Source organism: Sphaerimonospora mesophila (genome assembly GCF_001417795.1).
GTDB lineage: Bacteria > Actinomycetota > Actinomycetes > Streptosporangiales > Streptosporangiaceae > Sphaerimonospora > Sphaerimonospora mesophila.
The window spans coordinates 146,810-166,740 of sequence record NZ_BCBX01000034.1; the positions used below are offsets into that span (position 1 = coordinate 146,810).

The 19,931-nt window shown below is 69.5% G+C and carries 15 protein-coding genes; 11 read left to right on the plus strand and 4 right to left on the minus strand.

Annotation, left to right across the window (positions count from 1 at the left end):
- Positions 1-136 precede the first annotated feature (136 nt).
- From AP234_RS12800 to AP234_RS12810, 3 genes are read left to right on the plus strand one after another with little or no spacing between them, the layout of a single operon-like run.
- Positions 137-625 carry a MarR family transcriptional regulator gene (locus tag AP234_RS12800; RefSeq protein ID WP_055479847.1) on the plus strand — a complete coding sequence of 163 codons (489 nt, stop codon included), beginning with the start codon at positions 137-139 and terminating at the stop codon, positions 623-625.
- A complete protein-coding gene (locus tag AP234_RS12805) occupies positions 615-1,937 on the plus strand; it encodes an MFS transporter (protein WP_055479848.1) in 1,323 nt (440 codons plus the stop codon). The genes AP234_RS12800 and AP234_RS12805 overlap by 11 nt, the downstream gene beginning before the upstream one ends.
- Positions 1,924-2,529 carry a TetR/AcrR family transcriptional regulator gene (locus AP234_RS12810; protein WP_055479849.1) on the plus strand — a complete coding sequence of 202 codons (606 nt, stop codon included), beginning with the start codon at positions 1,924-1,926 and terminating at the stop codon, positions 2,527-2,529. Before AP234_RS12805 ends, AP234_RS12810 begins: the two co-directional genes overlap by 14 nt.
- 197 nt (positions 2,530-2,726) lie before the next feature.
- Here AP234_RS12810 and AP234_RS38595 read toward each other — a convergent pair whose 3' ends face one another.
- From AP234_RS38595 to AP234_RS12830, 3 genes are all read right to left on the minus strand, one after another.
- Positions 2,727-4,391, minus strand: a complete 1,665-nt coding sequence (locus AP234_RS38595; RefSeq protein WP_235558147.1) for a GNAT family N-acetyltransferase — start codon at positions 4,389-4,391, stop codon at positions 2,727-2,729.
- A 264-nt stretch (positions 4,392-4,655) separates the two neighbouring features.
- Positions 4,656-7,589, minus strand: a complete 2,934-nt coding sequence (locus AP234_RS12825; RefSeq protein WP_083502050.1) for a DUF6351 family protein — start codon at positions 7,587-7,589, stop codon at positions 4,656-4,658.
- A gap of 87 nt (positions 7,590-7,676) precedes the next feature.
- On the minus strand, positions 7,677-9,140 hold the full coding sequence (locus AP234_RS12830; protein WP_152990388.1) for a hypothetical protein: 1,464 nt from the start codon (positions 9,138-9,140) through the stop codon (positions 7,677-7,679).
- Positions 9,141-9,318: 178 nt separating this feature from the next.
- Here AP234_RS12830 and AP234_RS12840 point away from each other — a divergent pair, with 178 nt between their 5' ends.
- The 7 genes from AP234_RS12840 to AP234_RS12870 are packed head-to-tail and all read left to right on the plus strand — an operon-like array spanning position 9,319 to position 17,316.
- The gene (locus tag AP234_RS12840; RefSeq protein WP_055479852.1) at positions 9,319-10,629 is read left to right on the plus strand and encodes an ABC transporter substrate-binding protein; all 1,311 of its coding nucleotides are present in this window, start codon (positions 9,319-9,321) and stop codon (positions 10,627-10,629) included.
- A gap of 30 nt (positions 10,630-10,659) precedes the next feature.
- Positions 10,660-11,610, plus strand: coding sequence for a carbohydrate ABC transporter permease (locus AP234_RS12845; RefSeq protein WP_055479853.1), 951 nt, complete (start codon positions 10,660-10,662; stop codon positions 11,608-11,610).
- Positions 11,607-12,482 carry a carbohydrate ABC transporter permease gene (locus AP234_RS12850; RefSeq protein WP_055479854.1) on the plus strand — a complete coding sequence of 292 codons (876 nt, stop codon included), beginning with the start codon at positions 11,607-11,609 and terminating at the stop codon, positions 12,480-12,482. The genes AP234_RS12845 and AP234_RS12850 overlap by 4 nt, the downstream gene beginning before the upstream one ends.
- Positions 12,479-13,972 (plus strand): DUF4127 family protein, encoded by a 1,494-nt coding sequence (locus tag AP234_RS12855; RefSeq protein ID WP_055479855.1) that lies wholly within the window; start codon positions 12,479-12,481, stop codon positions 13,970-13,972. Before AP234_RS12850 ends, AP234_RS12855 begins: the two co-directional genes overlap by 4 nt.
- Positions 13,969-15,024, plus strand: a complete 1,056-nt coding sequence (locus tag AP234_RS12860) for a LacI family DNA-binding transcriptional regulator (protein WP_055479856.1) — start codon at positions 13,969-13,971, stop codon at positions 15,022-15,024. The genes AP234_RS12855 and AP234_RS12860 overlap by 4 nt, the downstream gene beginning before the upstream one ends.
- On the plus strand, positions 15,025-16,635 hold the full coding sequence (locus AP234_RS12865; protein WP_055479857.1) for an FAD-dependent oxidoreductase: 1,611 nt from the start codon (positions 15,025-15,027) through the stop codon (positions 16,633-16,635).
- A 15-nt stretch (positions 16,636-16,650) separates the two neighbouring features.
- Positions 16,651-17,316, plus strand: coding sequence for a hypothetical protein (locus tag AP234_RS12870; protein ID WP_055479858.1), 666 nt, complete (start codon positions 16,651-16,653; stop codon positions 17,314-17,316).
- Between the two features lie 151 nt (positions 17,317-17,467).
- On the opposite strand, the gene AP234_RS12875 is transcribed toward AP234_RS12870, so the two are convergent.
- Positions 17,468-18,199 carry a thermonuclease family protein gene (locus AP234_RS12875; RefSeq protein WP_055479859.1) on the minus strand — a complete coding sequence of 244 codons (732 nt, stop codon included), beginning with the start codon at positions 18,197-18,199 and terminating at the stop codon, positions 17,468-17,470.
- Positions 18,200-18,608: 409 nt separating this feature from the next.
- Between AP234_RS12875 and AP234_RS12880 the strand changes: the two genes are divergently transcribed.
- Positions 18,609-19,517: an ATP-binding cassette domain-containing protein gene (locus tag AP234_RS12880; protein WP_235558148.1), complete on the plus strand. Its 909-nt coding sequence runs from the start codon at positions 18,609-18,611 to the stop codon at positions 19,515-19,517.
- Positions 19,518-19,931 lie beyond the last annotated feature (414 nt).

Sequence of the window (19,931 nt, forward strand, 5' to 3'; positions counted from 1 at the left end):
GAGTTCTGGAGCCGTGATGATCGCATATCATAGGAACCTACTTACCGGCCGTCAAGGAGTGGCTCGCCTGCTGATTCGACTGTTGGATGTCGAAATTCAATGCAGAAGACATGGAATATGGTTGTAACATGTAGGGATGCCGCCGTCTCGACGTACCAGCCTGGCCGACCTCGACCATGCCCTCCTGCTCGTCCGGAAGCTCTGGAACCTCCCTGGGGTTCGCAGGTTCCTCGGCGAGCGACTCGACACGACGATCGAGTTCGACCACTACCGCGCCCTCAACGCGCTCGGCCGTGCCGGTGGGGGCATGTCGGTCGGCGAACTGGCCCGTGTCCTGCACGTCGACTCGTCTACGGCCAGCCGACTGGTCGACCGCATGGAGGGCCGGAGGTACATCTATCGCGCCGAGGACGCCGAGGATCGGCGGCGCTCTACCGTCAACCTTTCGGCAGCAGGCTGGACCGCGTTGGCGACCCTCCGATCGGTGCGCATCGAGGCGTTGGGGGACATCACCCGCGACTGGCGAGCTGTCGACATCGCCGACCTCGCCGCCCTCCTAACCCGGCTCAACGAAACGGCCCGCCAGTTTTACGTGGAGGAGAACGAGGCGACTCATGACGGCTGACGATGCCGCTTCCCGTCGTGGCGTTGGTTCCGGCCGATTCGGCACCTGGGCTCTGTCCCAAGGTCCCCTTCGTAGCCTGCGGCACCCGCTGTTCCGGGCCTATTGGGCGTCGTTCGCTCTGACGCAGGTAGGGTTCTGGATGGCCAACGTGTCGTTGCAGTGGCTCGCCGCGCGCATCACCGACAGTGACCCGTTTCTGCTCGGCCTTCTCTACTTCTTCAACCTGATCCCGCTCCTGGTCTTCTCGCCCTGGGCGGGCGTCGTCGCAGACCGCTTCCCTCGGAGCCGGGTCGTTGCACTCAGCCAGATCCTGATCTGTCTGACGAGTTTGGTGATGGTGCTCCTCTTCGCGCTCGGCGCTGGTGAGCGGCTACTGGTGGTCTACACCTTCGCATTCGGGCTCGGCTTGTTCATGGCGCTCGCTGCGCCGTCCTCCCAGGCCATCGTCGTGAACACCGTCCCTCCTGCCGACGTCCCCAGCGCCGTCGGCCTGCAGGCGGCGAGCATGAACGTCGCCCGCGTGGTCGGGCCCGGACTCGTCACGCCGGTGCTGGTCATCATCGGCCCCGGCCCGGTCTTCGCCGTCTACGCCGCGGTCAGCGGCTTCGCGGGCTGGGTGATCGCGCGACTCAAACTCCCGCGACAGTCACCGCTGTTGGGCGAGCCGAGCACCTGGAGCCGCATCGTCCAGGGCATCGACCACGTGCGGGAGCGCCCGGTTGCGGGACAGGCGCTGATCATGGTCGCCGGCACCGCCGTGCTTGCCTCGGCGTACGTGTCGCAGTTGCCGGTTGTCGCCTACGACATCCTCGGCGGGGACGACGCCACCTTCACGGCGCTGGTCGTGGCCACTGGCATTGGCGCCGTAGGGGGTGCCCTCTTCACGAGTTGGCGGAGCTCGGTGCCCAAGATCCGGGGGATCGCCGTGCAGATGGCAGCGTTGGGTTTGCTGCTCGCGGCGATGATGAACGCCCTGTCGTACCTGGTCGTGCTCGGGCTCGCGGTCGCGGTTTCGATCCTCAACTTCTCGATCATGACCGGTCTGAACGTGATCGTGCAGACGGTCGTCGCCGAGCACACCCGCGGGCGTGTGATGAGTCTGCACGTGCTCGCCTGGGGCGGGATGGTACCGGTCGGCGCACTCCTATACGGCTGGCTGGCGTCGCTGCTGGGGCTTCCCCTCGCCTCGATCACCTTGGGTGGGTTGCAGGTCGCGTTGGCGGTTACGATGTTAGCGGTCGTTCCGCAGAGGCGGGGAAATGGGCCAGTAGTGGGTAAAATTGACGAGGAGGGTGAGCATGGCGCGGCATAGTTCCGTGCACGATGGCCCCACGACGCGCGACCGAATCCTCGACGAGGCGGCCTCACTCTTCATCGAGATGGGCTTCACTCGTGCGCCGCTGAGTGAGATCGCGTCTCGACTGGGCATCACCAAGGCCGCGCTCTACTACTACTTCGCGAGCAAGGACGAGTTGCTGATCGCGCTCGTCTCCCCCTTCTTGGATCGCATCGACGAGCTGCTGACTCAGAGCGCCGAGACCGGCGTCAACGACGTCCTCGCGCGTCGTGCGCTCCTGTCGCGATACGCCGACCTGCTCCGCTCGGACATGCGCGTGGTGAGCATCCTCAGCAGGGACTTCAACGTCAGTTCCCACCCCGAGATCTCGCCGCGGATCACCGCGCACGTCGCGAGCCTGATCGAGCTCCTCGCGAGCGCTGACGCCGACGCCGAGGGCATGGCTCGAGCCAGTGCGGCCATGACGGTCGTGCAGCGTGGTCTGTTCGTCCTTCCCGGTGAGCCCGCGGTGCTGCGGTCGATGCCACAGGACGCGCGGATCGAGCTAGTGCTCCAGATCGCGTACACGATCGTGGAGTCCCACGACCTGTCTCGAAGTCCGCTATGAGGCGGCGTGTCCACCAAGGCCGTTGCCGATGGAAACGGATCTGTTTCACAGAGCGACTCCACGAGGTGCGTCGGATCGCCGCTCGCCGGTCGGGGCCGGCTGATCGCGACCGGCGTCCGGGGTCGAGTGACGCCACGTCCCCATGACCTGTCTCCTCTCAGCACGCGGTGAACGGTCGGCTGCCTCCGCGTATCGGCTCATCGGCGTACGGAAGCCTCGGCGGCGCGCATGGCGGTGACGAGCAGATGCCCGGGGTGGCCGGCCAGGCGGGGGAAGGCCCACCGGTGGTGGCAGGCCCAGTAACTCGTCACACGTCGCTCGATGAGGGCGAGGAGTTCGGGGTTGTCGGCGAGGAAGCGCCCGTAGGCCTGGCGGACGGGGGAGCCCGGGGTGGTGAGGTCCCCGAGTGCGGTGTGGATGTCGGTCAGGATCTCCACGACGTACTCCCCGATCAGGTGCACGACGTAGGGGAGGACCCACGGTTCGAGTGAGCCGACGATCTTCCGTAGGTGGCGTTGGCGGACGTGGCCGTCGTGGTGGCGGGTGTAGAGGCAGTGGAGGATCGTGCACCGAAGCGGTGACAGGCGGCCGAGCGTCTCGGGCGCGGGTTCCGGGTGGTAGATCCGTCCCGGGATGGTGAGGCGGTCGTCGCCCACGATGGCCCGGAAGGATGTCATGGGGGAGTGGCCGGCGATGGGGAGTGCGTCGACCACTGCGGTGACATCGCCGGCGAGCGCGTCGGGGAAGGCACAGGTGAGCGACGCGTCGAGCCCGGTCGGCTCCGTTCGCCGGGGTTCGTCGAGGTCCCGCCACCGGTAGCGGACGTCCGGCAGGTTCTCCTTGTTGCCGCTGCCGTCTCTCTCCTCGATCGGCCGGAAACGGTGGCGTTCGTAGAAGCGGCGGGCACCGGTGTTGTGCTGGAACACCCACAGGCCGAGCCCGCCCGGTCGTGCCTTCTTGGCCTCCTCCAGCAGCGCGCTGCCGATGCCGTTTCCCTGGGCGGCCGGCGTGACGTACAGATGCTCCAGCGACTCGCCGCGCAGGGCGGCGAAGCCCGCGACCTGACCGCGTAGCTCGGCGACCCACACGGTGGACGCCGGAAGCATGACCTCGCTGATCCAGGCCCGGGTCTGCTCGTCGGAGTGCAGACGAGGCAGATAGGTCATCCCGGCACGGGCGGCGAGGAAGATCTCGGCGATCTCCCCGGCGTCGCCCGCCCACGCCGGGCGGATCAGCGGCAGCGCGTCATGCGCGATCAGATCGGCCATCTCCCGCAATCCGAAGAAGGCGTAGAAGGAGCCGGGGTAGGCGAGGTGACGTCCATGAAGGTCGGTCAGGCCGTCTCGCAGCAGGTGCCGGTGGCCGGGGCGCAGCCGCCCCCCTGCGTCCAGGTAGCTCCAGATCACACCCGCGATACGGGTGTCCAGATTCACCAGATCGTCCTTCAGCGCCGCGGGCACGTCGGGGAACGGCAGCCGCGTGTACTCCTCCCACCGCGCGGTGACGGTCCGCAGCGTCGCCTCGTGGGAGTCGGGGCCCGGCCAGCGCCGGCCGTACCGATAGCGGATCTTCTCAGCCGAGACCGTACGACTGTGCCGTCGTCTCTTGTCAGCGCTGCGGCGGCGCGCGAACTCGGCCAGCTCCACCTTCCGGGCCTCCCGGCTGACCTCCAGCACGTCCAGCGCGCGCAGGAGGGCGGCCTCGTCGGTACGGACGTCGCCGGCGCGGCCGGTGACGTAGGCCCAGGTGGCGTTGAACCCCAGGGGCATGTACCGCTCCACCGCGCAGCGCAGCGCGTGATACCGCGCGCCGTACGGAAGATTCCGGTCACGCATCCGCCGGGCGTGGGCGCCGAAGCTCATGTCTCCGTCTCCATCGCGTCGCGGGCGCCCATCAGCGCGGAACCGGGCAGGCCGAGCCCCTGCCCTGGCGGACACACCTCGTCCGCACTCCGCGGCAAGATCTGCACAGACGCGCCCACACCATGCCATGGCCGGTCTCCCCCTCGCCATCGACTTACGGCGACCGCTGATCACCCCGATGTGGCGACGTGAGCGAGGGGGGACCATGCCGGGATGGTCCCCCCTCGCCTTGATCAGGTCGGATCCATGCGGTCGCCGGCGCCGTCAGAAGCGCTGCCAGGTGGCTCCCGTCCGCTGCTGGAACACCCCCGGCCTGGAGTAGTCGCACACTCCCCGGGGGAAGATCGTGCGCAACCGGTTCCACTGCTCGTCGGTCCACTCGACCGCGTAGGCGTCGCGTCGCGGCGTGGTCAATCGGCACGTGATGATGTCGGCGGTGACGTCCTCTCCCGCCACTTCCCGGGGGAAGGACGCGGTCGGATACAGCCGTTCACACTCGCCGGCCGGGTCGCGGTCGAGAGACTCGGCGATGAACCGCGGTTCGGTGTCGCGGGTGTTGCAGCCCTCGACCAGGGTGGCCGGCCGTGCCGCGGCGATCCGCTTGATCTGCTTGCCGCCCGGGTGCATGCCGTCGAGGTTGGTCAGCCAGTGGTCCATCTGGGTCACCGCGTGCCGCACCAACGGACTCTCGGTGCTGAACAGGCCGTATCGGGCGTCCTCCAGCAGGCTGACGTGGTTCGCCGCCGTGCCGTTGGCCTCCTTCAGCCGTTCCCGCATGGAGAAGGTGTGATAGCGGACGTGGATGTCGCCCCAGGACACGTCGTCCCAGTAGGAGCGGTAATCGATGATCGGTGTCTTGGCCAGCCCACGACCGCCGCTGGTCACCCGTCCGGTCCGGTAGGCGATCCGGGTGGCCTCGGGGTCGGCCTCGGTCCGCCGGGGTACGACGTTCGCGTCGGCGTCGAGGCCGCCGACGCGCTGGTTGAGGTCGAGGAACTGCTCCGGTGTGATGTGGCCCTCGTTGAGGGCGCCGAGCCCGTACTGGATGCCGACGTTGCCGAGCGGCCTTCTGGCGAAGCCGGTGGCCGGGTCGGCGCCGTACACGTTGATCGCATGGTCGTAGACACCGCAGCGGACGCCGGTCGGGTTGGTGGCCGGGTCGTACCGCAACCGCTCGGGCACCATCTCGCACTCGTGCCGCGGGTCGATCCGGGAGGCGCCCCGTGACATCGCCGACACCATGGCGGCGGTGGCGAAGCCCGACGCCCGGCGCTTCTGCTCGTCCGTCCACGGGACCGTCGCGCCGGTCCTGAAGTAGGTGTCGAGCAGACGTGCGTCGGTGAGGAAGTTGACCGTGCTGATGCCGACGTCGGGGAACGAGCAGCCGACGACGATGCCGTCGAAGATGCCCGGGTAGTTGTCGGCGATCTGGTGGGCCTGATACGACCCGCCGGAGCAGCCGTAGCCGATCGTGTGCTCGACCGGCCCGTGTCTCTCGATGAACAGCTCCTTCGTCATCATCGCCGACTCGGCCGCCGTGACGTCGTTGCAGTTGTTGCCGAACACGTTCAGCGACGACGACATCAGCGCGAACCCGCGGCCGAGCAGGAACGGGTCGGTGACGGTGCCGGTGCCGCTGCCCGAGCGGTACCACCCGCCCGCGCAGCCGCCGCCGAGGGTGAACACGGCCCGGCCGTTCCAACCCGCGGGGCGCGCCGTCGGAGACGGCTCGGGCTCGGCCAGCGGGTCGTGCAGCATGCTCATCTGGACCACCGCACGGTTGGCGGTGGTGGTCTCCATCCTGACGATGAACGGAACGGTGACCCCGAGCGAGTTGGTCGTCCTGGCCAGGTCGGCGGGGTAGGCGGTGGCCCCGGCCGGCCAGCGCTTGTACGCGTTGCCGGTGGACGACTGGTAGAAGTAGTCGACCCGGGGCTCGATCGTGCAGTTCGCGTCGAGCGGCTCGCCGAGGGTCCCGCCGATCACCGGGATGCGGAACGCCGCCGTCTCGCAGGCGAACGGCTGCTGGTGCGGTCCGGAGAACACCGGGCCCTGCGCCGGGTGGTTGACCAGTGTGATCGAGGCACGCGGCCGGCCGGGGACAGGCGCGGAGACCTCGACCGTGTTCTCGCCCATCCGCAGGCCGGTCACCAGACCGATCAGCTCGTCGGCGCCCGGCCCGGCCGTGAAGGCCGACGTGATGTCGGTCCGGTCGTTCAGCGTCACGCGCAGGCTCTCACGCGGGACGGCGCGGGGGAGCTCGATCCGAAGCAGCGAGTCGTCTCCGGTGACCATGTCGGCCCTGCCGGAGATCGTGGAGATCGTGAGTTCGGCCGGACCCGACTCGTCCGGCCCGGCGGTCACCGTGACCGTGACGGTCGCGGTCGATCGCTCGGCGCCGTCGCCGACCTCGTAGGTGAACGTGTCGACGCCGACGTACTCACGCTCCGGCCGGTAGCGGAGCGAACCGTCCGGCGCCGTCGTCACGGTCCCGTGGGCCGGCTCGGTCCAGGCCGCCACCGTGGGCGTGGTGCCGTCGGGGAAGCGGTCGTTGCCGAGCACGCCGGGTGCGTCGACCGTCAGCTCGGTCCCCTCCGGGGTGGTGTAGGAGTCGTCGACGGCCGTGGGACGCGGCGTGGGCGGCCCTTCGCCGGGTGCCCGGACGACCACCTCGTACACGCGGGCCGCGTCCGTGCTGTGCCGCGACTTCCTGGTGACCACGAGCCGTACGGCGCCGGCCACGATGTCGGTGGTGAACGTGACGACGGGCTTGGTGTTGTCGGTCGCCGTTCCGACGGTCACCCACCCGGCGTCGGTCCTGGCCTCGACGGTGAAGTCGACGAGAACCGTGTCGGCATAGGGGTTGGGCCAGCCAGAGCCGCTGTATATCCCGACCGTGCCGATTCGGGTCTGGGCCGGGAAGTCGATCGTCAACGTGGGCGTGGCGTCGCTCGCCGATGACATCCAGCGCGAGGACTCCGCGCACGTGCCGTCGATGGCGTTCTTCGCGCCGTAACTAGAGCTGTAGGTCGAGGACGCCGTGACGGTCGCCCCCATCGCTCGATGGCCGGTGCATTCGATGTCCTGCGCCGCGGCGGCGGCCGGCGGTGGCGCGGCCACCGTCAGGGCGCCCGCTGTCAGCACGGCGGCGATCGACAGCGCGATTGTCGAGGATCTCCGGTTCATCCTCGCGATCACGTCATCTCCTCATTTCGGGGGTGGGGGGGATCTGGGCGGCTACGCCGGCCCGTCGACCGCGTGCGGTCGACGGGCCTGCGAGCGCTCTCAGGGGCCGTCGGGATAGACGAGGTGAACGCGGATGTTGGTCCAGTTCTGCGGACAGGTCTGCGCCTGGCAGTTGCTCGGGTCGTGCACTCCCACCAACTGCGGGCTCTGCTGCCAGGTCTCGCCGTGGTCGTAGGAGACCTCGAAGTAGGTGGACTCGGCGAGGTTGTCCGGGTCGAACGTGGTCCTGGCGTACATGCCGAACACCGGTGCGACGGCCTCCCAGCCGGGCGAGAACGAGGGCTTGCCGTCGATGATGTACCGGTCGTCGTTGAGCCGTTTCGGATCGGAGCCGATCGGGCCGACGATGAGCCACTGAGGCCGGTCGATGAAGGAGTTCTGTCCGAGGTCGTTGCTCAGGAACTTGACGTGGTTGGCGGGGACTATCTGGAAACCGCCGCGTACGTTCTCGTCCCAGCTGAACCCGACGTACGGCGAGGTCGAGAACGTCAGCGCGCCGGGGTGGTTGGTGTCCATCTGGCCGACGTGGGCGAACTCCGTCCCGCCGAAGCGCCCGATGCCCTCGACGCGCTGGACGACGTCGGCGATCCGGCGCTTGTGGCCCCGGGCGTAGCCGACGTAGATCCCGCCGTTCCGCGAGTGCGTACGCCCCGCGACCGTGTCACCGGCGGCCCAGTTCTCGAACTCGATGTAGGTCGGTGAGGAGTTCCGTACCACGGGCCGGTGGGCGGTGAAGCGCAGGCGCCGCGGAGGAGCCGCGTCCGGGTCGCCGCGGAAGTGATCGGCGATGGGGAGCCAGGACTGTTTCGCCTCGTCGAAGTAGGTCAGCGGTGAGCCCGTGGGCAGCGAGCTCTTTCCACCGAAGATTCCCGAGCCTCCGGGGATGTCCGTGTAGATGGTGTCGGCCAGCCACTTGCCGTGGTCGGCGCCGATGTAGCGGTCGGGGCGGATGTTGAGGAGGCTGGTGGTCCAGTCGCGTTCGCCGGTGGCGGGGTCGAAGTTCTCGTAGCGCAGCGGGTCGTAGCTCTCCTCCGGCCACACCTTGGAGCGCAGCACGTAGACCGACGTGGCGAGCAGGTGCCCCGCGGTGCCGTCGACGGCGCGTGAATACTTCGACGCCCAGAACCCGTCGTTGGCCTTGACGGTCGAGGTCGCCGGCCGCTGGACGTGCCCGAGCACGGTACGCCGGCCGTCCAGCGTGACGTGCTCGATGGCGCCGCCGGTGACGTTGTCGATCTCGACGTGGAACTGTGCGATGAGACGCGGCCTGTTCTCCGGCATGGCGTGCGGGGGCATGGGCGCCCCCGCCATGTTGGTGATGCCCGACGGCGCGCCGCCGTCCGGCGACGGGGACTTCGCGAGGGGCGCCGCGTTGGCCGTGGTGGCGGGCACGAGCAACGCGATCATCGCGATGCTCGCCCACCACGGTCTGGCGGTGCGGCGCCGGCGGGCCGTGGTGGCGTGCGGGGTGTCCGAGCGGGCTGCTCGGCGAGCGGGAACCATGAGACGGCTCCTCCTTCTGGTGTTGCGTATTATCACGCCTGCGGTGCCGTCAGTGTTTCCAGCCGAGGCCGGGCCTGTCAATATCCAGCCTTGACGGATAATGCGCATCACCACCAAGATGATGCGCATTATCGGGCACGCATGATCGAGCACAGTGCGGTCCGTGAAGGAGGCAGAGATGATCACGAAGGTGCGCGGTGTTTCGCGCCTGGCAGCCGGTCTCGTCATGGCGTTGGCCCTGAGCGGATGCGGTGGCGGCGCCGGTGCGGGCGGTGGCGGTGGCCAGGACGCGGGCACTCTCCGGGTCTGGTTCCCGGGCAATCTCCCGGAGGAGATCGCCTGGGTGAACGAGAAGCTGGTCCCGGCGTTCGAAGCCGAGCACGATGTCGACGTCCAGGTCGAGTTCGTCGACTGGGGCAACCTGTCCACGCGGCTGTCGACCGCCTTCGCGGGCGGTACGGCGCCGGACGTCTTCGGCCACGGCAACGCCGCGGCGGCCGGGTACGCGGCCAACGACCGGGTGATCGCGCTGGACGACCATCTCGCGAAGTTGCCCGCCGACGACGTGGCGGACCTGACGTTCCTCGACCAGGGCAAGGTGGACGGCAAGCAGGTCATCATGCCGCTGCGAGGCTTCGGCCACCTGCTCGCCTACCGCGCCGACCTGTTCGAGGAGGCGGGCCTCGACCCCGACTCCCCGCCCGGGACGTGGCAGGAGCTGCGCGCCGCGGCGGAGCGGCTCGTCGTGCGCAAGGGCGACTCCATCACCCGATCCGGAGTGATCGTCCCCGCCGACAACCCGACGAGCATGTCGCAGGCGTTCGGTAGTTTCCTGTTCCAGGCCGGCGGGGACTTCCTCGGCGAGAGCGGCACGGAGATCACGTGGAACTCCGAGGCGGGCAAGCGGGCGCTCGGATTCCTCGTCGATCTCTACAACGGCGCGCAGACGGTGTCCACCGGTCTGGGCGAGGCGACGACCGGAGCGGGGGCGCAGCACCCGCTGGCCACCGGGCGGGCGGCCATGGCGGTGATCGACGAGGCGACGCTGAAGAGCATTCACGAGCAGGCTCCCGACGTCGCCTCGCGGATCAGGGTGGCGCCGCCGCTGAAGGACGCCGAGACCGCGTCGTTCGGCGGCGCCGGCAACGGGTTGTTCATCAGCGCAGACTCCAAGCGCAAGGACAAGGCGTGGGAGTTCATCGCGTTCCTGCTCGAGCCCGCGAACGCCAAGGCGTACGTCCAGGTCGTCGGCGGCATTCCGGCCCGGGCCTCCCTGGCCGCCGATCCGGAGCTGTCCGCCAAGCCGTACATCAAGCCCTACATGGACGCCGCGTCCCGATTCCGCGGGAACCCCAACGTCGCGGCATGGACGCAGCTGCGCGAGTCGCTGGCCGCGGAGATCGAAGCAGCGCTGCGTGGCACGGTGACCGCAGGCGAGGCGCTCGACCGCGCGGCGGCGAAGGCCGCGACCCAGCTCGAGCAGAACTGATCGCCGGACTCGAACGGATGAAGCCACATCATGGTGACTGAGACCCGGCCGGCGGGAGCATCGGCCGGGCCCGACCCCGCCGGACCGGTACGCCGGGCCAGACGGCGCTCGCTCTACGCGACCCAGCGCAGAGCGGGCTGGATTCTCGTTCTGCCGGCCGTGATCACGCTGGCGCTGGTGACGATCGTCCCGATCGGGTACGGCTTCTACCTCAGCCTGACCTCGTACAACCCCGTCGAGCGCGGCGGGCCCAGGTTCCACGGGTTCGACGGCTATCTCGCGGTGCTCACCTCCGGCCAGTTCTGGCAGGCGATCTGGGTCACCGTCCAGTACGCCTTCGGCACGCTGGTCCTGGCCGTGCCGGCGGCGCTCGCCCTGGCGCTCCTGGTCAACGGCCGCTTCCCGGGCGTCGCCCTGTTCCGGGCGGTGCTCTACCTCCCGCGTGTGGTGCCGCTCGTCGCGGTGAGCATGATCTGGCTGTGGCTGTACTCCCATGACGGACTGTTCAACTACCTGCTCGATCTGGTCGGCCTGCCGCCGGTGAACTACCTCACCGACGAGAACACGGCCCTGCCGTCACTGATCGTGATGCGGGCGTGGAAGGCCCTCGGCGGCAGCATGATCATTTTCCTGGCCGGGCTGCAGGGGATCCCGAACTCGCTGCTGGAGGCCGCGTCCGTGGACGGATGCGGGCGCTGGCGGACGCTGCGGCACGTGATCCTGCCCCTGCTCGTGCCGATCACCACGTACGTCGTCGTGGTCGACCTCATCTACCTCGCCCAGTCCTTCTCCGAGATCTACATCCTGACCTCCGGAGGCCCCCTGTCCTCGACCACCGTCGTCAACATGCTGATCTACAACGAGGCCTTCGAGCACTACCGTCTCGGCAACGCGAGCGCCATGGCGTTCCTGCTGTTCTGCCTGATCTTCGGTCTCGCCTACCTCAGTATCCGTACGATGACGAAGGGAGGCGGGCGGTGAGCGCGCGACCGAGGATCGGCGGGAGCGGCCGGCAACGGACGCTCGTCGCCGGGGCCATCACGATCCTGGTGGCGATGCCGTTCATCTGGATGGTGTCGCTGGCCGTCAAACCGAAGACCGAGGTGTTCGGCTACCCGCCGAGGCTCCTGCCGGCGCAGCCGACGCTGGACAACTTCTCCTACGTCTGGAACTCCACGAACATCCCCGTGGCGATGACGAACAGCCTGATCGTGGCGGCGCTCACGGTCGCGGGGAACTGCGTCGCCGCCACGGCGGCCGGCTATGCCCTGGCACGGATCGACTTCCGCGGATCGCGGTTGCTGTTCACCGCGGTGCTCGGCAGCGCCATGGTGCCGGCCGTCGTGCAGCTGATCCCGCTGTTCCTCATCGTCAAGGGCTTCCCGCTGGCCGGCGGCAACGACCTGTTCGGCCAGGGCGGCAGCGGGCTGCTCGACTCCTACGCCGGACTCGTCCTGCCCATGCTGGTGCAGCCGTTGAACATCTACCTTGCCCGGCAGTACTTCCTCGACATGTCGCCGGAGCTGGCCGACGCCGGCCGCCTGGACGGCGCCGGTGAGCTGCGCATCTTCTGGCAGATCTACCTTCCGCTGGCCCGTCCGATCGTCGCCACCATCGCCATCCTCTCCTTCACCGGCGCGTGGGAGGACTTCCTGTGGCCGCTGGTGGCCGTGTCGTCGCCGCAGATGCAGACGCTGCCGCTGGCGCTCAGCTCGTTCGCGGGCAGCGGGGTGATCCAGTACGGCCCGCTGATGGCCGGCACGATCATCGCGATCGTGCCCGTCATCGTGATCTTCATCGTGGGCCAGCGGCACTTCGTGCAGGGTCTGGGATCGGGAGGGGTCAAGGGATGAGCCGGAAGACACCCGTCGTGACATTGCTCCCCCTCGACGACCGGCCGGTGAACACCGATCACGTCGCCGGGCTGGCCCGTACCGCCGGGACACGGCTGTGTCTCCCGCCGGCCGGACTCCTCCCACCCCGGGGCGTGCCCGCGGACACGGACGACACGGCCCGGTGGCTGGAGAGTTCGGCGATCGGCAGCGACGCGGTCGTCGTCAGCGTCAACCAGCTCGCCTACGGTGGCTTCGTCGCCTCGCGGCGGACCACCGAGCCGCTGGCCGAGGCGCAGGCCAGGCTCGGCGTGCTGCGCCGGATCCGGGCCGGGCGACCGGAACGCCCCGTCCACGCGTTCGTGACGCTGATGCGGACGAAGCGGTTCGACGGCGCCGGGGCCGAGCCCGAATACTGGGACCGGTACGGCCGGCGGTTCTTCACCCTGTCGGAGGAGCTCTACCGCGCGGAACACGGGCGGTCGAACGCGGCGGCGCGGGCCAGGACGGCGATCCCCGCCCCGTTCGTCGCGGACTTCTTCACCCGGCGGATGCGCCTGCACGCTCTGCACCTGGCCTGCATCGAGCTGGTCGTGGAAGGGGTCCTCGACACGCTGTCGATCCTGGTCGAGGACAGCGCCGTCGAGAGCGTGTCCACGAGCGAACGGGAGTGGCTGGAGGACTGGATCGACCGGCTCGACGTGGGCGACCGGGTCCGTTGCCTTCCCGGAGCCGACGAGGCCGGCGCAGTGCTGACCACGCGGGCCGCGCTGGAGCACGCCGGACTGCGCCCCAAGGTGGCCGTCATGTGCCTCGACCAGGCCGCTCTCGGGCGCGTCGCGCCGTACGAGGACGTGCCCGTCCGCGACACGATCGCGGGCCAGGTCGCCTCCATCGGCGCGGACCTGGTCGACGACCTCGACCGGGCCGGTCTGGTGCTCGCCGTGCACCCGCCGGGAACGCCGCCGCGCGACTGGTGCGATCCGTCGGACCTGCCGGAGCGAGCGGGCGAGGACGCCGCGCGGCTCGTCGCGCGTCTGCGCGACCTGGCCGACGCCGGGCATCCGGTCGCGGTGGCGGACGTCGCCGACGCGAACGGCGCCGACCCCGCGCTGGTCATGGCGCTGCGCGACGCCGGTTTGCTCCCGCGCCTCGCCGGTTACGCGGCATGGAACACGGCCGGAAACACGATCGGCAGCGCACTGGCCCAGGGGTGCGGCCGGCTGCTGGCCGTCGGCGACCGGCAACTGGCCGAGCACGCCAGGACCATCACCCACCGTCTGATCGACGACTGGGGATATCAGTCCTCGGCACGGCGCGAGATCCTCGCCGCGGGGACGGCCGGCCGGATCGATCGGGTCGCGCGGGCATTGGAGGACCGTCTCGCCGAGCTCGGCCCGCCCGCCGATGATTTCCGCATCGTGCCGGGCAGCGTGCGCTTTCCGTGGGATCGTCCGTTCGAGATCTCCTTTGAGCTGGAGCAACTCAAGGAAGGGAATGATCGCCGTTGAAGGACGTACCTCGACGCAGGCCACGCCAGTCCGACATCGCCAAGCTGGCCGGCGTCTCGCAGACCACGGTCTCCATCGTGATCAACGGTAGGGAGTCGGACACGATCCGCATCCCCCCGGAGACCAGGCGGCGTGTCTTCGAGGTGGCCCGATCGCTGGGATATGTCGCCGATCCCGTGGCGCGCAGCCTGGCCGGCGGAATGAACCACCTGATCGGCGTCTACACGTTCGAGTCGATGTTCCCGATGAACCACCGCGACTTCTACTACCCGTTCCTGGTGGGCATCGAGGCCGCTGCCGAGGCGCTCGGCTACGACATGCTGATGTTCACCAGCGCCACCGGCTCCGACGGCGGCAGGTCGATCTACCGCGACGGCGTCAACCGGCTGCGGCTGGCCGACGGGTGCGTGCTGCTCGGCAAGGAGACCAACCGAGACGACATCGCCAGGTTGCGGGACGAGGGGTTCGGCTTCACGCTGATCGGCCGTCGTGACGTTCCCGGCCCCATCACGTACGTCACGGCGGACTACGCGACCGCGACGGAGGAGGTCGTCGACCACCTGGTGAGCCTCGGGCACGCGCGCATCGCCTATCTGACCGCGGCGGATCCGAGCGAACCGTCCGCCGATCGTGACGCCGGGTTCTGGGCGGCCCGCGGCCGGCACGGGCTCGACACCGACGGGCTCGTCCTGCCGGTCACCAAGGAGGCCGGACCCTCGGCCGAGGAGGTCCGCCGGCTGCTGGACGCCGGGGCCACCGCGTTCGTCGCCCACGAGTCGGTGGTCGCCCTCCGGCTGCTCGACCTGCTCGGCGGCATGGGTCTCGACGTGCCCGGCGCGTGCTCGGTGGCGGCGCTCAACGACCCACCGGACGCGATACCGGGTCCGGAACTCACCTGCTTTCGCATTCCGCGGCGGGAGATGGGGACACGTGCCGTCGAGCTGCTGGTCGAGCAGCTCGAATCGGAAGCGGAGCTCGACCCGCAAGCGGTCGTGCTGCCGTGCACCTTCGTCGCTGGACAGACCAGCGGCCCTAATCGAAAGGGATCATAAGTGACAGAGTTCCGCGCAGACGTACTGGTGGCCGGGGGAGGGCTGGGCGGCGTCGCGGCCGCGCTGGCCGCGGCCAGGAACGGTGCGCGCGTCGTGCTCACCGAGGAGTCGGATTGGCTGGGCGGTCAGCTCACCACGCAGCTCGTCCCGCCGGACGAGCACCCCTGGATCGAGGCCTTCGGAGGCACGGCGAGCTACCGGCGTCTGCGAGACGGAATCCGTGAGTACTACCGGAACTGGTATCCGCTGCGATCCGCCTCGCGTGCGCAGGTGCATCTGAATCCCGGTGCGGGCCGCGTCAGCCCGCTGTGCCACGAGCCGCGCGTGGCACTCGCGGTGATCGAGGCCCTGCTCGCGCCGTGGCAGGCGTCCGGGCAGATCGTCGTGCTGCGGCGGCATGTCCCCGTCGCCGCCGACGTCGACGGCGATCACGTGAGAGCGGTGAGCTTCCGTGACGTCCGGACGCGGCGCGACGTCACCGTCGCGGCGACGTTCATCCTCGACGCGACCGAGGCCGGGGACCTGCTGCCGATCACCGGCACCGAGTTCGTGACCGGCGCCGAGTCACAGGCGGACACCGGTGAGCCGCACGCGGCGGCGACCGCGCAGCCGTCGAACATGCAGGCGGCGTCGGTGTGCTTCGCGCTCTCGCACCACGCCGGGGAGGATCACACGATCGACAAGCCCGACGACTACGCCTCGTGGCGGGACCTGGCGCCCGAGTGGTGGCACGGCCCTCAGTTCGGCTGGGTCGCACCCCACCCGCACACGCTGGAACCCCGGCGTTACGCGTTCAACCCGAACCCCGACGACGACCCGACCGGCATCGTCGCCGACCAGAGCAAGGATCCGGGTTCGGACGAGTTGTGGACGTTCCGCCGGATCCTGGCCCGGAACCACTTCCGGCCGGGCATGTTCGACAGCGATGTCACCATCGTGAACTGGCCGATGATCGACTATCTGGGCGGGCCGCTCATCGGCGGCACGCCGGAGCAGGACGCCTTCCACACTGCGGCCGCACGGGCCCAGAGCCTGAGCTTCCTCTACTGGCTGCAGACCGAGGCCCCCCGGCCCGACGGCGGAAGCGGCTGGCCCGGCCTCCGGCTGCGGCCCGACGTCACGGGCACGGCCGACGGCCTGGCGATGCGTCCGTACCTCAGGGAGTCGCGGCGGATCCGCGGCCAGTACCGGATCGTGGAGCAGGACCTGGCGGTGGCCGTACGCCCGGAGGGCGCGGTGTCCTACCACGACAGCGTCGGGATCGGGGCGTACCGGATCGACCTGCATCCCTCGACCGGCGGGGACAACTACATCGACGTACCGGCCTGGCCGTTCCAGATCCCGATGCGCGCGCTGGTCCCAGAACGCATGCGCAACGTGATCGCCGCGGGCAAGAACATCAGCACCACGCACATCACGAACGGCTGTTACCGGCTCCACCCGGTCGAGTGGACCGTCGGCGAGGCGGCCGGGCACCTCGCGTCGTTCTGCGTGGCCCGTGGCACCGAGCCGCACCAGGTCACCGCCACGCCGGGCCTGCTGGCCGACGTCCAGGAATCCATGGTCAGGCACGGCGTGGAGCTGAGCTGGCCGAACGTCACCTACTACTGAGGCGAGGTTCTCCAAATGCGTTTGCCCGAATCGCGCCTGGCCGTCCTGGTCAGCCTGCCGCGTAACGAGACCGGTCTCGCCGAGGCCGCGCGGCAGGCGGGAGCCGACGGTCTGAAGGTGCACACGAACGTCCGGCATCGGGCCTCCGGTACGTCCTTCGGATCGCTGGACGCCGAGTACGAGCGCCTGCGCGACATCCTCGCGCTCGGCATTCCGACGGGCCTCGTCGTCGGCGCGGCGGGGTCCGTGCCGGTCAAGGAGATGATCGCGGCACAGAAGATGGGCTTCGACTACTTCGACGTCTACGCCGCCGACGCGCCGGCGGACTACGTCGAGGCGTGCGGACCGGTGACGGCCATGGCGGCCCTGGGCCCGGGCGACGGCCCGTCCCAGGCCCGGGCCCTCGTACGGCGCGGGGTCCAGGCGCTCGAGCTCTCCACGCTCGAACCCGAGCGGTACGGCACGCCGCTGACGCTGGCGACCCTGGCGCGACTGGAGGCGGTGGCGTCGGCGGCCGACGTCCCTGTCGTCGTGCCGAGCCAGCACGCACTCGAGCCGCGTGACCTCGCTCTCCTGCGGGATGCGGGTGCGGCAGCCGTGCTGCTGGGCGCCGTGGTGACGGGCGCCGATCCGGTGACATTCGGCCGGCGGATCGCCCCCTACGTCGCCACCGGCACGTAACGCGGACCGGTCAACGCCTTCGTCGCTCAGATCGCTGTGAACCGCGGTCATGGAGGACGGAGGCGTTGACCGCCCCACGAGCCATCGGAGCCGTGAGTCCGGTTGGACTCCGACTCGCGATCAGGGTCGGCGGGTTCTCGGGGTCGGCGGGTCAGCGCTCGCAGACGATGCCGTCGCCGTCCCTGTCCTGGTACCAGGAGTACTCGGGGTCCTTGCCTCGGTAGTAGGGCCCGTATCCGTTCCGGTTGGCCTCAGCGCAGGTGGAGAATCTGGGGTCGGTTCCCGAGGACGGGGGCGGGGCCGGGGTGGGAGTCGGGCTCGGGGTCGCTCGCTTCGTCGAGGTCGGAGTCGGGGCCGGCCGCTTCGTGGGGGATTGGCTTCCGGCGGCGGTCTCGCACTTGCCGGACCAGATGCGCAGCCTGGCGGCCCGTGCCTTGGCCTGGTCGGCACGCATGACCTTGATGTACCTGTCGTTCGGCTTGTACAGCACCGCCTTGGCGTAGCCGTACCGGACCAGGGCGCGGTTGACGAACGAGCCGCCCGAGTTCCACACGTAGAACAGGTGCCGTCCGTACCTGTCCTTGGGGTCCCTGTCCTTCAAGACGTAGGCGAGCTTGCCGACCGGCAGCAGTGCGGCGGTGCGCGCGGTGGCCGCGTGGAACCAGCACTGGCCTCGCTCGGGAGTGTCGATCTCCAGCAGGCGGACCCGCAGCGTCTTGCCCCTGCTGTTGACGACGTCGATGGTGTCCCCGTCGACGATCTTCTTGACCCGCACCGATACGGCGCCCTTGGGGACCTTCGCCGGTCGGGCGGCGGCATCGGCGGGCGTCACGATCGTGAGGGGGGCGACCAGCGCGGCGGACGACGCGAGAACGGCAAGCATCCGAGAGGAGAGTCTCACCTGTGACTCCAGATACGGAGGGGATGGGGACAGGGGAGAGCGTAGGTCGGATCGCGGCGGTTGAAGTGCATACGTGGTGATTGAGCGGCTTTCGTGACTCTCCGCTGGGGAATCGACGCCGGTGATCAAATGATTCGGAAATCTACAACGTAAAGGAGGTCGCCGAAACCGTGATATTCACCGGAGTCGGATTCGTTGTCAGAGGACCGTATCGTCGGTAGATTCCGATCATGACCGACGCCGACCTCACCCCGCTCCGCGTCACCCGACTCGCGTACGGACCTCTCGGCGCCGCGATCCCGTGCTGAGGCCGGCTTCAGCGTGCGGCGGCGGGGCGATATCACCTCCGTTGGCGGCGGGATCACCGGCCACCGACGAGGTGCAGAACACGGTGACCAGCACCACCTCGACCGCCGGCGCGGGCCGCCTGATCGAGCCCTTCCTGTGGCTGCGCGACTACGTCGCCGCCCAGCGGGCCAGGGCCGAGGGCGCGACCGCACCGCCCAGGACGCTGCGCACCGACATCGCGCTGGAGTCGGTGAGCTACTCCTACCCCGGCACCGGGCGCCCCGCCCTCGACGACGTCAGCGCCACTCTCCCGGCCGGCGCCGTGGTGGCCGTCGTCGGAGAGTACGGCTCGGGCAAGACGACCCTGGTGAAGTTGCTCGCCAAACTCTACCGCCAGGACTCGGGGCGGATCCTGGTGGACGGGCTCGACCTGGACGCGATCTCCACGACGGGCTGGCGTGCCCGCATCAGCGCGGCCTTCCAGGACTTCGGCCGGTTCCACACGACCTTCGCCCGGACGGTGGGCCTGGGCGATCTGGCGCACCTGACCGATCGCGGCCGCATCCAGCGGGCCGTACGGGAGGCCGACGCGCAGGACATCGCCGCCGCGCTGCCCGACGGGCTCGACACCCAGCTCGGCACCGAGCTGGGCGGGGTGGAACTGTCGGAGGGGCAGTGGCAGCGCACCGCGCTGGCCCGGGCGTCGATGCGCGAGGATCCGCTGCTGTTCGTGCTCGACGAGCCGACCGCGTCCCTGGACGCCCCCAGCGAGCAGGCCATCTTCGAGCGCCACATGGCCAGGGCCCGGGTGCTGGGCCGCCGCACCGGGGCGGTGACCGTGATCGTCTCCCACCGCTTCTCCACGGTCACCGGCGCCGATCTGATTCTGGTGCTGCACCGGGGCAGGCTGGTCGAGTCGGGCACCCACGCCGAGCTCATGGCGCTCGACGGGCGGTACGCCGATCTGTACGGCATCCAGGCCACCGCGTACGCCGAGGAGTCCGCGTCGTGAGAACACGCCGGCGCGGTGCTCACCCCGCCCGCCGGCGGCGGAGACGAGGCCCGGTACGCTTCATGCCGGGATGTCCCGGAAACTAGCCATAACCGACCGCCGTGGACAGTTCGTCCGGTTTGGTCGTGCTCCCGCGCCGCGTCGAGGGCGGCGGTGGTCCGCTCATCGTCGTCGTTCATGGTCGTGGCCGAGGGGCCGCGCCGGGATGAGAGCGTCCGCATGCCCTCCTCCAGGTGAATTCGGTCTCTGTACGCCGGTCTCTGTGAACCCGATCACGCGTCGCCCGCTTCGGTTGTGCCGTGCCGCCCGCTCGGCCGAGCCCGTCGTGAGCGTTCTCGCACATGGTTGCAGTGAATGATTGTAACGAATACAGTGTTCCGCCACCAGTGGGAGGGGATTCGGATGGAGGAACGG

Excerpts from the sequence above, each read along its gene's own strand:
- AP234_RS12800 (WP_055479847.1), top strand. The coding sequence starts at position 137 with ATGCCGCCGTCTCGACGTACCAGCCTGGCCGACCTCGACCATGCCCTC.
- AP234_RS12805 (WP_055479848.1), top strand. The coding sequence starts at position 615 with ATGACGGCTGACGATGCCGCTTCCCGTCGTGGCGTTGGTTCCGGCCGA.
- AP234_RS12810 (WP_055479849.1), top strand. The coding sequence starts at position 1,924 with ATGGCGCGGCATAGTTCCGTGCACGATGGCCCCACGACGCGCGACCGA.
- AP234_RS38595 (WP_235558147.1), bottom strand. The coding sequence starts at position 4,391 with ATGAGCTTCGGCGCCCACGCCCGGCGGATGCGTGACCGGAATCTTCCG.
- AP234_RS12830 (WP_152990388.1), bottom strand. The coding sequence starts at position 9,140 with ATGGTTCCCGCTCGCCGAGCAGCCCGCTCGGACACCCCGCACGCCACC.
- AP234_RS12840 (WP_055479852.1), top strand. The coding sequence starts at position 9,319 with ATGATCACGAAGGTGCGCGGTGTTTCGCGCCTGGCAGCCGGTCTCGTC.
- AP234_RS12845 (WP_055479853.1), top strand. The coding sequence starts at position 10,660 with ATGGTGACTGAGACCCGGCCGGCGGGAGCATCGGCCGGGCCCGACCCC.
- AP234_RS12855 (WP_055479855.1), top strand. The coding sequence starts at position 12,479 with ATGAGCCGGAAGACACCCGTCGTGACATTGCTCCCCCTCGACGACCGG.
- AP234_RS12870 (WP_055479858.1), top strand. The coding sequence starts at position 16,651 with ATGCGTTTGCCCGAATCGCGCCTGGCCGTCCTGGTCAGCCTGCCGCGT.
- AP234_RS12875 (WP_055479859.1), bottom strand. The coding sequence starts at position 18,199 with ATGCTTGCCGTTCTCGCGTCGTCCGCCGCGCTGGTCGCCCCCCTCACG.